At 54.9% G+C, this 9,887-nt stretch carries 11 protein-coding genes and 1 other RNA gene; 11 read left to right on the forward strand and 1 reads right to left on the reverse strand.

What is annotated here, in order from left to right:
- Positions 1 to 1,191 precede the first annotated feature (1,191 nt).
- On the reverse strand, positions 1,192 to 1,758 hold the full coding sequence (locus U8U01_RS16375) for a helix-turn-helix domain-containing protein (RefSeq protein WP_322176587.1): 567 nt from the start codon (positions 1,756 to 1,758) through the stop codon (positions 1,192 to 1,194).
- A gap of 128 nt (positions 1,759 to 1,886) precedes the next feature.
- Here U8U01_RS16375 and U8U01_RS16380 point away from each other — a divergent pair, with 128 nt between their 5' ends.
- The 11 genes from U8U01_RS16380 to U8U01_RS16430 all read left to right on the forward strand — a co-directional run bounded on the left by U8U01_RS16380 (position 1,887) and on the right by U8U01_RS16430 (position 9,748).
- The gene (locus U8U01_RS16380) at positions 1,887 to 2,102 is read left to right on the forward strand and encodes a helix-turn-helix transcriptional regulator (RefSeq protein WP_322176590.1); all 216 of its coding nucleotides are present in this window, start codon (positions 1,887 to 1,889) and stop codon (positions 2,100 to 2,102) included.
- A gap of 19 nt (positions 2,103 to 2,121) precedes the next feature.
- Positions 2,122 to 2,874 carry a BRO-N domain-containing protein gene (locus tag U8U01_RS16385; RefSeq protein ID WP_322176593.1) on the forward strand — a complete coding sequence of 251 codons (753 nt, stop codon included), beginning with the start codon at positions 2,122 to 2,124 and terminating at the stop codon, positions 2,872 to 2,874.
- Positions 2,874 to 2,940: hammerhead ribozyme type II (locus U8U01_RS16390), an RNA gene on the forward strand. The genes U8U01_RS16385 and U8U01_RS16390 overlap by 1 nt, the downstream gene beginning before the upstream one ends.
- Positions 2,941 to 2,972: 32 nt before the next feature.
- Positions 2,973 to 4,925, forward strand: coding sequence for a Mu transposase C-terminal domain-containing protein (locus U8U01_RS16395; RefSeq protein WP_322176596.1), 1,953 nt, complete (start codon positions 2,973 to 2,975; stop codon positions 4,923 to 4,925).
- Positions 4,918 to 5,877, forward strand: a complete 960-nt coding sequence (locus U8U01_RS16400; RefSeq protein ID WP_161931316.1) for an AAA family ATPase — start codon at positions 4,918 to 4,920, stop codon at positions 5,875 to 5,877. The genes U8U01_RS16395 and U8U01_RS16400 overlap by 8 nt, the downstream gene beginning before the upstream one ends.
- 96 nt (positions 5,878 to 5,973) lie before the next feature.
- Complete coding sequence (locus U8U01_RS16405) at positions 5,974 to 6,282, forward strand: hypothetical protein (protein ID WP_322176599.1); 309 nt, start codon at positions 5,974 to 5,976, stop codon at positions 6,280 to 6,282.
- Between the two features lie 100 nt (positions 6,283 to 6,382).
- Positions 6,383 to 7,258: a phosphoadenosine phosphosulfate reductase family protein gene (locus tag U8U01_RS16410; protein WP_322176602.1), complete on the forward strand. Its 876-nt coding sequence runs from the start codon at positions 6,383 to 6,385 to the stop codon at positions 7,256 to 7,258.
- The gene (locus U8U01_RS16415) at positions 7,248 to 7,460 is read left to right on the forward strand and encodes a hypothetical protein (RefSeq protein WP_160578809.1); all 213 of its coding nucleotides are present in this window, start codon (positions 7,248 to 7,250) and stop codon (positions 7,458 to 7,460) included. Before U8U01_RS16410 ends, U8U01_RS16415 begins: the two co-directional genes overlap by 11 nt.
- A 192-nt stretch (positions 7,461 to 7,652) precedes the next feature.
- A complete protein-coding gene (locus tag U8U01_RS16420) occupies positions 7,653 to 8,447 on the forward strand; it encodes a hypothetical protein (protein ID WP_322176605.1) in 795 nt (264 codons plus the stop codon).
- The gene (locus U8U01_RS16425; RefSeq protein ID WP_322176608.1) at positions 8,395 to 8,619 is read left to right on the forward strand and encodes a hypothetical protein; all 225 of its coding nucleotides are present in this window, start codon (positions 8,395 to 8,397) and stop codon (positions 8,617 to 8,619) included. Before U8U01_RS16420 ends, U8U01_RS16425 begins: the two co-directional genes overlap by 53 nt.
- Positions 8,603 to 9,748, forward strand: a complete 1,146-nt coding sequence (locus tag U8U01_RS16430) for a putative phage tail protein (RefSeq protein ID WP_322176610.1) — start codon at positions 8,603 to 8,605, stop codon at positions 9,746 to 9,748. Before U8U01_RS16425 ends, U8U01_RS16430 begins: the two co-directional genes overlap by 17 nt.
- The last annotated feature ends 139 nt before the right edge of the window (positions 9,749 to 9,887 follow it).

Raw genomic sequence — 9,887 nt, forward strand, 5'->3', positions numbered from 1 at the left:
CTGATTTTCTCCCACGCTCTGTCGCTTATATCGTGCCGATGCTGTTCTCCCGCCATTTTTTTGCCCTCCTCTTCTTTGAGGTCTATTATATCATATTTTTATTGACGACGCCGCCTAGTCAATTTTATCTTTTCTTTGTTTAGCGGCGCAAATTTTGATTTAGGTGCATTGCTTGACAAAAGGTCATTTCTGTCTTACTGTTACACCCATACGCATATCTTTCCACTTAAAACTGTTCTGCCTCCCAACGGAACCATTTTGTTTCTGGCTTGAGAATTTGGAATATCATCAATAAAGCATCAAAAACTTGTGTGGCTTGTGTTCTGGAAACACAAATGGCTCAATTGCGCGGAAAACTGGCTGCTATATGTCTGCCCATGCCTTTTCCACATCCACTCCAAAACCGCGTGCCGAGGGTTCGAATCCTTCTGCCCCTGCCAAAAACTTGCCTGGCGGCAAGTCTGACAAAGCCCGGAATTCCAAGGAATTCCGGGCTTTGTCGTGTCTTTGGGTGGTGGTATGCGGTCTGGATTGCCGCTCCTGTAAGTTTTCACGTGACTTGCAAAACCCAGGACGGGCCTACTTTTCGATATGCAAGAATACGAGAAAACCCGGGAACCCGCCTAAATACTAGGTTTTTTCGCGGAAAACCGCTTGAATGAAAGCGAAAATTTTGCAATCTCGCAAAATGGGATTGCAAAATTTTTTTGCCCGTTTTCGGCCCCAAAGTGGCCTGTGCGGCGCAAGGCTGCCAACCGCTCAGATTTGCCTTTTAGGAGCGTTTAAGGACACACAAGAAACCTTTTAAGAAACCGCACAAATCCAGCATTGGCGCGGTTTAAGCGGCTTTTAAGAAAATAACAACAGCCCTTTAAGCGAACACGCCCAAACGCCGCTTAAAGGGCTTGTTTTTTGCTTTTAAGCGGAAATAGCGCGGACATTTTGTGTCCGCGCTAGGAAAGTGTGTCCGCGCCTTGAAAACACTAGGTTTTTGGGCTGTTTTGCCAGGGCGTGATTTTTTCAAAATGTCCGCGCTGATTTTTATTATCACTTGAAAAGTTAGGTTCCTTAAAAGGTGCCCCAAAGCCTTACGCTATTCGTAAGAATATGACGAAATTCGTCAGAACCTTACAAAACGCTTACAAGAGAAAAAGCCTGTGATATAGTATCAACATCAAGTTACAAGTGTATCTATTTAGCCAAAAAAATATCTCCTTTGGAAAGGGCCTGCACCATCTGCGTCTTTACAACACTCTTTGCATGATTTACCCGGCCAGCGGGGTCGGTATCACGCTGGCAGTTTTCGCAGGTGTCCAAAAAGAATACTGTGATCGCAACCATATCTTGAAGAATAGACAGAGCTGCGTTACGCTGGACTGGATTTTCCATCTTGAGGACATGAGTTAGCTCGGCTACAACATGATAGGCCACTTCCATCTCGGCGTCCTTGCCATTTTTTAACAAGGCGGATAACTCCTGCAGCTTATTAGGTAGTTTCTCCCGTTCAATTTCTAAAGATATAGTGTCCTTGACTATTGGCTCAACTTCCCGGATTTCTGTTTCACCACGCAAATATGAGCCGCTAACTTGGAAAAGTCGTTCCAAAGCAGCCATAGCTTTAGAATTGGGCTGTCTCCAGCCGTTTTCATAGCTCTTTATAGCAGATACACTTAATTCAGCTTTTTGCGCCAGCTGCTCCTGTGTTAACCCCATTGCTTTTCTGAGGGATCTAATTCTACAACCGAGAGAGTTATCCATAATATAAGCACCTCCAATTAAGAAGTATACCATTTTCGGGCACGAATGTAAACTTTTTTCTTGACAGACACGAACGTAACTGTTATAATAGAGAAAACAGTCACAAACGCGACCAAAGGAGGAAGAATATGCTGATACCCAAAATAGAAGAAATCCAGCGCCGCCGTGAAGAGGCGGGCCTGTCCAGATGTCAGCTGTCCCAGGCTGCTGGACTCCCTAAAAATGCACTTTCGCGCATTGAATACAGGCAAACAAGATACACCTACCCCATCCGGGCGAGGGCTATAGCGAAAGCACTACATTGTAAGCTTACGGACATCTTTGACGATGTGCCGGGCAAATAAATAGCAGGAGGTTCGGATTATGAACAAAACGGCTAATGAAATGCAGGTATTCCAAAACAGCGAGTTTGGCGAGTTGGGAGTGCTGGAGATTGACGGCAAACCCTACTTCCCTGCAACAACGTGCGCCAAGATACTGGGGTATAGTAATCCTCGGAAAGCCATTCTTGACCACTGCAAAGAGGATGGGGTAACGAAACGTGACGTCATCGACAGCATGGGGAGAACACAGTACGCAAAGTTTATCACCGAGGGCAACCTTTACCGCCTTATCACACACAGCAAGCTACCCGCAGCCGAACGGTTTGAAAAGTGGGTATTTGATGAAGTCCTCCCATCCATCCGCCAGACCGGGAGCTACAGCCAGCCGGGTGCAGCGCAACCCTTTACCATGGAGCAGATGGCACAGTTTGCGGCTGCGGTAGCCGCCCAGGTGGTGACGCAGATTGTACCCGTCATAATTTCCACTGTGAAAGAGGTGGCACAGCCGGTCGAACCCGCGAGGCCGGTACCGTGGGAGCGGGTTTGGAATAGCAACTCCCACCCTGGGCCGAGAAAGGACATTGTAACCCGCCCTCCTGCCACCAAAGGCACCCTGCGTATTGAAACTTTCCCGCTGGATATTGTGCGTGCGGTAGACAGCATGATGGAGCAGATGATGGAGGAGCAGGCGCTGAATTTCAGTGAGATTGCCCGGTACTGCACGGGCCAGGGCTACACGATTTCCAGCCCGTCCGTGCGGCGGTACTATGACAAACACTTCAACCGACACTAAGCCGAAACTGCCCCATGGGGCAGTCCGCAGGGGATGACCGCCCTGCGCTGACGATGGCAGGTTGTACGTCAGGCAAAGGTTAATAAGGTGGTGATAAAGTGGAAACCAGGCTCACGACCAAGGAAGTAGCCGAGCTGGAAAACAAAAACGAGAGAACAATCCGGCGCTGGGCGAAGGATGAAATAATCAAGGCAGAATGCATTTATAATGAGTTTAACTCCCCAGCCTATATGATTCCAATTAGCGAATTATCTGACGATGCTCAAAAGAAATACTTTCGCCAAGTAAAAGGCGGTTTGCCGATAGTGGCTCCCGGTGCAGCTAAAAAGGCGAAACCCTTTGACCACTACTCAGACGGCGAACGCCAGGAGATTATGTGGTGGGAAAAGACGCTTAAGGAGTGGAAAGCCTACCGAGACCGCTATCCAGGCAGCAAGGCCGAGGCCGACAGTACCTTTATAGCCCTTTGCGCTAAGACTGACCCGGAGAATACCTTCTCGGTAGATACATTATACCGCAAAGAGCGCAACTTCCGCAAGCTGGGTTTGGACGGCCTGCTGGACAAGCGCGGCAAGGGCCGCAAAGGGAAAAGCAAGATCACCGAGGAAATGCGGCAGACGTTTTTAAGCTACTACCTGGACGAGGCCCAGCACCCCATCCAAAAGTGCTATGAGTACACCCGGCTGTACTTCCAGGACACGGCCCCGGAGCTGGTGGCGGATATCCCCACCTATTCCACATTCTGGCGCATGGTGCAGAACGATATCCCCGAACCCATGGAAGTGTTGGGCCGCCAAGGTCAAAAGGCTTTCCGCGACCGCTGCGCCCCCTACATACACCGTCTATATGAGGAAATGGCCAGCAATGAGTGGTGGGTGGCGGACAACCACACCTTTGACGTTATCACTCAGGGCGAGAACGGCCAGCTCCATCGTCTGTACCTTACGGCCTTCTTTGACGCCAGGAGCGGGATATATACTGGGAGCCACGTCACCACGGCCCCCAGCAGCCAGTCCACCCTGGTGGCGCTGCGCAAGGGCATCTTGAAATACGGCATCCCGGAGAATATTTACGTTGACAATGGCCGCGAGTTCCTGACCCACGACATAGGCGGCCTGGGCCACCGAAAGAAGAAACCCAAAAACGGCGAGGAGCGCTTTGAGGTGCCCCCGGTGTTCGAGCGGCTGGGCATCAACATGACAAACGCCATAGTCAAAAACGCCAAGGCAAAAATCATTGAGCGGCGCTTTAGGGACATAAAAGACCACCTTTCCCGCCTGTTCGAGACCTACACGGGCGGCAACGTAGTGGAAAAGCCGGAAAAGCTCAAGGGTGTGCTGAAAAACGGGGAGATACCCCTGGACGCCACCTTTACCGACACGGTGGAGACCCTGCTGGACTGGTATTTCAACCAGCAGCCCTATGGCGGCGAGGTGGCCGCAGACCACGGCAAGCCCCGCCAGCAGGTCTACAATGAGAACCTGCATACCAAGCGGGTGGCCGGGGCCGAGGACTTAAACCTCATGCTCATGCGCAGCGCCAGGGTACAGACGGTAGGCAGGCGTGGGGTGCATCTGGACATCGCGGGCCAGCGGCTGGACTACTGGAACGATGATTTTACCTTTAACTACATGGGCAAAAAGGTGTATTTCCGCTATGACCCGGAGGATTTAAGCGCCGTTCGGGTGTATGACCTGGAGGATCGGTTCATTATGGAGGTGCCGGTAGATAACACAGCGGTGCTTACCTACGGGGCCAGCAAGGAGGAGGTCAAGGCCGCCATGGGCAAGGTGCGGCGGCTGGAGCGCATTACCAAAGAGGCGCTGGAGGCCAGCACGGTGCAGGCTTTTGGCAAGCGCACAGCCCTGGAGCTGGTACTGGAGCAGGCCCTTGATAACAAGACGGCCCGGATCATCCCGGAGGCCCGGCCCAAGGTGCTGGAGCTGCAAAGGCCCAACGAGGAGCCGCTGCTTAAGGCGGTGGGCGGGCCTGACCTGGATGTTATGAATAGAAACGCAATGAAACGAAATGGAGGCTTTGACAATGAGTAAGGTTTACAACAGCGCATTGCAGGCAAGGGTAACGCAGTTTTTGCAGGATAAGCAGATCAGCCAGGCCAAGGCCGCGCCCCTTATGGGTATCAGCCAGACGGCCCTTTCCCAATACCGCCGCAGTATGTACGACAACGGCGATATTTCAGCCCTGGAAAGCAAGCTGGAGGAATTCTTCAAGGCCCAGGACGAACAGGACGCCAGCACGGAAAAGGCCCTGCCCTATAAGCCCATCCAGGACTATATCCCCACCTCCATTTCCGAGGACGTATACAAGCTGATCCGCTATTGCCAGCTGGAAAAGGGTATGGTTATTATACACGGGGACGCAGGCATCGGCAAGACCAAGGGCGCGGAAAAGTTCGTAAGGGACAACCCCACCAGCAGTGTGTACATACAGGCCACCCCCAGCATCGGCACTTTGGGCAACCTCTTAAAGATGCTGGCGAGGGCGCTGCGGGTGCCGGAAAGCCGCAGCAAGCTGGAGCTGGCCCTATCCATCCGGGAAAAGCTGGAGGGCACCAACCGGGTGATCATCATTGACGAGGCCCAGCACCTGCAACTGCGGGCCTTGGAGGAAATACGAACCTGGACAGACCCCAACCCCATCACCGGGCAGCAGGGCGTGGGCATCGCGTTGATCGGCAACACCGAGACCTATACCCGCATGGTGGGCAAGCAGGAGGCCCGGTTCGCCCAGCTGTTCTCCCGTATCCGCATGAACCGCTTTTACAGCACCCACAAGGTCACAGCCGAGGACGTAAAGGCCCTTTTCCCCAAGCTGGCCGAGGAGGGGCAGAAGAAGGAGGCCAGCTTCCTGCACGGCATCTGCCAAAGCAAATGGGGCGTCCGGGGCGCGGTAAACGTCTATAACAACGCCGTAAACAACGAGGATATTACCTATACAGGGCTTTACAACATGGCCCGCAATATGGGTATAGGCGTGGTATAGGGGGGGATCAGCGTGACAGCAGTACTTGTTACAGCAATTATTTGTGCAACCATTATCATCCTTGCCCGTATGGGCAAAGATGAATAGGAGGGGCTTATGATTTTTAAGAGGGCTTTACCGCTGGTTTTGGCGGCATTTGCAGGGCTTTTGAGTGGTATGTATATCCGGCTGGGGTTTGAGATTGTGAAAGGCCGACCGTTTTCCCCAGGCGGAGAGGCGTTGTTCCTCCCCTTGGTGGGGCTGCTGCTCTACCTGGGGTACAGCATAGGCAAGGCGGCGGCCACCCAGCGGGCCGCAGACGCCGCTTATAAGGCCGGATACCGGGACGGCTACCAGCAGGGGTGCGTGGGCAGCCGCAAGGTGGAGGCAGGCCCTGCAGAACCTGCCAGGGCCTCCAATGAATAATTACGGGGCTGTAAGCCCCGCCTTAATGCAGCTGCCTTTTGAGGCAACGGTCGCAAGCCCGTGTAAATGCAGAGCGAGGAAAACAGAAAGGGGCGTGGGAATGGATCTGGAACATACAGCCATCATGCGGCTGCAGGAAGCGGCAAAGCTTAGTAAGTTTTACTACGAAAAACCCCTGCTGCTGACCTACTCTGGCGGCAAAGACAGCGAGGTGTGCCTGGAGCTTTGCAGGCGGGCCGGGGCGCCCTTTGAGGTAATCCATAGCTTGACCACTGCCGATGCGCCCGAAACCGTATACCATGTGCGAAAGGTATTCCGCAGGCTGGAGCTGGAGGGCGTCAAGTGTGAAATACTACATCCCCAGTACAAGGGCCAGCCCGCCTCCATGTGGGCGCTTATCCCCCAAAAGCTTATGCCCCCGACGCGCACAGTGCGGTACTGCTGCCAGGTCTTGAAGGAGGGGCGCGGTAAAAACCGGTGCATAGTACTTGGTGTGCGCAGGGCAGAAAGCCAAAGCCGGTCTGATTCGGGCGTGGCAGAGCTGCACGGAAAATCTAAGAGGGAAAAACAGATATTTGACTTTGACAACGGTGACAAAGGCATTATTGCCCCTTGTCAAATGAAAGCAAAAATCAAAATCCATCCCATTGTGGACTGGACAGACCGGGATGTATGGCAGTTTTTGAGGGATGCAAAAGCGGATATAAACCCTTGTTATGCTATGGGATTTAACCGGGTGGGCTGTATAGGCTGCCCCATGGCCGATAAACTTCGCTGGCGTGAGTTTCGTCATTGGCCCAAGTTTGAAAGCCTGTACCGCAGGGCATTTGCCCGTATGCTGGAGGAACGCAAAGCACAGGGCAAGCCCTGCCAGTGGAAAACCGCCGATGATGTTTTCCGTTGGTGGATGGATGACAAGAACCTGGACGGCCAGCTGGACATATTTGGCAGGGAGGTGGGCGCGGATGGCTTGTAATTGGCCCTATACCTGCAGCAGGTGCAGGAAAGCCGACTGGATACTGGAAACCGGGGAGCGGGCCTGCTGCACCTGCCGGTTTTGGGGACTGGACGTTGACTCCCCTGTTTGCTGGAAGAAAATGCAGATCATGCTGCCCTGCGAGGACTGCGGGGAGTGGGAAAGGAGAGAGCCATGGCGGCAAAGAAACAGAAGCGCATGACCCAGCGCCAGAAGGACAACCCAGGATGGCGAGGCGTACCTGCTGCACTACTACATACAAAAAGGCTGGGATGCGGAAAGGTTTTTAAGCCTTGACCGGGAATCCCGGCTTTTTTATGCCGCCTCTATGGAAAAGGCCCTGGAGGACAGGGCCGCCATGTTCCAGATCGACACGAAAGGAGGGGGTGGCTGATTGGGCGTTATCAAGGGCGCAATCTCCATTAAAGACAATATGTCGGCCACCCTGCGCAGCATACGCCAGGAGCAGAGCGCTTTCCGGCAGGATGTGGCCAAGACCAAGCAGGAGCTGAAAGCCACCTGGGATAAAAAACGCACGGCACGGCTGGACGCTACGGCGGCCCATAAGGCTATGGAGAGCCTAAAGCAAAAGGCCCAGCCTCTAAGAAAGAAAATCGTCATGGCAGCGGCCCTTAAGGACGCTGCCAGCGACAAAATACGCAATGTAAGCAATAAGGTCAAAGGGGTGGGCAAGCTGGTGGCCCGCCCCTTTGTGAAACTCAAGGACGGGGCCACCTCCCTTATAAAGGGCGTGGCCAGCAAGGTAAAGTCTGTAGGCAAGCTGGTGGCCCATGCCACGGTGAAGCTGAAAGACGGGGTGACGGCGGGGCTTTCCAAGATAAAGTCCGGCCTTGCGGCTGTAGGCAAAAACGTGGTGATCCCCGTGACCCTGGCAGCGGCCACTATCACCATGGGGGCCATCAGCCAGGGGGCCAAGCTGGAACAAAGCCTGGGGGGCGTGGATACGCTCTTTAAGGACAGCTCCAGCGTGGTCAAGGCGAACGCCGCCTCGGCTTTCAAAACGGCTGGCCTGTCCGCCAACGAGTACATGGAGCAGGTCACCAGCTTTTCGGCCTCCCTGATTGGCAGCTTAAGCGGGGATACCGCCAAGGCCGCTAGCGGTGCTGCAGGCATATGTGGACAGCGTAAACCGGGAGGACTTCGACCAAGCCCCGGCCCGGGGCGATGAGGGCCGGGAAAGCACCATAAGCTACTACCGCATAGGCGACCTGATTTTTGGCGTGGAGGGCGTGGCCGATATCGTAAGCTATACCCTAAACGGCGGCCTTGCCTCCCTTTCCTGCGGGTATGGGGAATACTTCACCCTGGAGGAGGTGGACATCCATGCCCCTGACGGATGATTTCATGCTGCCCCGCAGGGTGCGGACTATGGAGCAAATGGCCGACCTGCTCCAGGCGGAGGAGGCGGAAATCAACCAGGCCCAGCGAACCATAGACGCTATGGCGGCCCAGCTGGCGGTGTGTACCAGCACTTTCCTCCTGCCCCGGCATGAGCGCATATTCGGCCTGCCGGTCAATACCAGGGAAAGCCTGGAGGTGCGGCGGGCCAGGGTGCTGGCCCGCCTTAACACACGGGGCGTCACTACGGTGCAGGCCATACGGGAGCTGGTGCAGATTATAACGGGCCGGGAGGGGGAAGTCACCGAGCATTTTGCGAGCTATGCCTTTTCTGTGACTGTCCGCCTGCTTTTCCCGGACGCCACCAAAGACCTGGGGGAGCTTATCCGGCAGATAGACGAAATAAAGCCCGCCCACCTGATTTTCGACACCATCGGGGCGGTGCAGCCGGTGGTGCTGGAAAACAAAAACCGGCTGCTGTTTGTAAGCCAGAGCCTGCGGCTGCGGGTGAGCAACCTGGGCGAGGGGGCCATATACCTGGACGGGCGCAGGAGCCTGGACGGCACCTGGCAGCTTGCCCAAAGGTTTACACGGGGCGCGGCCCTTTACAGGCTCCTGCTTTCCATGGGGGCCAGCAACCGCCTTAGCTGCGGGCAGGCCCTGGGCTGGGCTGTGCGGGCCATGGCCCGTATGCAAAACACGGTGGGCCTTGCTTGTGTGCAGGTGTGCCGCTACGGCGCAAACAACCTGGGGATAGAGGAAACCCTCCTAAACGGCAAACGCCCGCTGGACGGCGGGTGGTATCTTGCGGCCTCCTCCAGCAAAGGCGTGGGCCTGTCCCGTTTCCTTTTGGCCTGCAAGGCCGCGAACGGGCAGGACGCCCATGGGGGCGTTACTTTACGGGTACGGGCACAAAGTCTCTGTAAAGGGGCCGTAAAGGCCGTTTATGGGGCCATAGGAAAGAATGTACAGACAGCACGGCAGAGGGGGCTTACAGCCGCCTGCGGGGCCGTGAACGCCCAAAGGGCGGCAGGCTCCGTCACTTCCCGGATAGACCGGGGGCTTGACGGGGCTTTTCATTTGGACGGCGCGAAGAAACTAAATGCTGGGACAATAAGGAGTGAATTATAATGGCAAGCAGCAGCACAAGCGTTATCACCCGCCAGAGGCGCGTTTATCTGGCGCAGATCACCAGGGGGGCCATTGAGACCATCCCCAAGATTACCCATATCGCCTTTGGTGACGGGGGTATCGGCGAGGACGGCCAGCC

Source organism: Acutalibacter caecimuris, from assembly GCF_034335085.1.
Lineage (GTDB): Bacteria > Bacillota > Clostridia > Oscillospirales > Acutalibacteraceae > Acutalibacter > Acutalibacter caecimuris.

Coding starts and splice junctions, on each gene's coding strand:
- U8U01_RS16375 (WP_322176587.1), bottom strand. CDS start 1,758: ATGGATAACTCTCTCGGTTGTAGAATTAGATCCCTCAGAAAAGCAATG.
- U8U01_RS16380 (WP_322176590.1), top strand. CDS start 1,887: ATGCTGATACCCAAAATAGAAGAAATCCAGCGCCGCCGTGAAGAGGCG.
- U8U01_RS16385 (WP_322176593.1), top strand. CDS start 2,122: ATGAACAAAACGGCTAATGAAATGCAGGTATTCCAAAACAGCGAGTTT.
- U8U01_RS16400 (WP_161931316.1), top strand. CDS start 4,918: ATGAGTAAGGTTTACAACAGCGCATTGCAGGCAAGGGTAACGCAGTTT.
- U8U01_RS16405 (WP_322176599.1), top strand. CDS start 5,974: ATGATTTTTAAGAGGGCTTTACCGCTGGTTTTGGCGGCATTTGCAGGG.
- U8U01_RS16410 (WP_322176602.1), top strand. CDS start 6,383: ATGGATCTGGAACATACAGCCATCATGCGGCTGCAGGAAGCGGCAAAG.
- U8U01_RS16415 (WP_160578809.1), top strand. CDS start 7,248: ATGGCTTGTAATTGGCCCTATACCTGCAGCAGGTGCAGGAAAGCCGAC.
- U8U01_RS16430 (WP_322176610.1), top strand. CDS start 8,603: ATGCCCCTGACGGATGATTTCATGCTGCCCCGCAGGGTGCGGACTATG.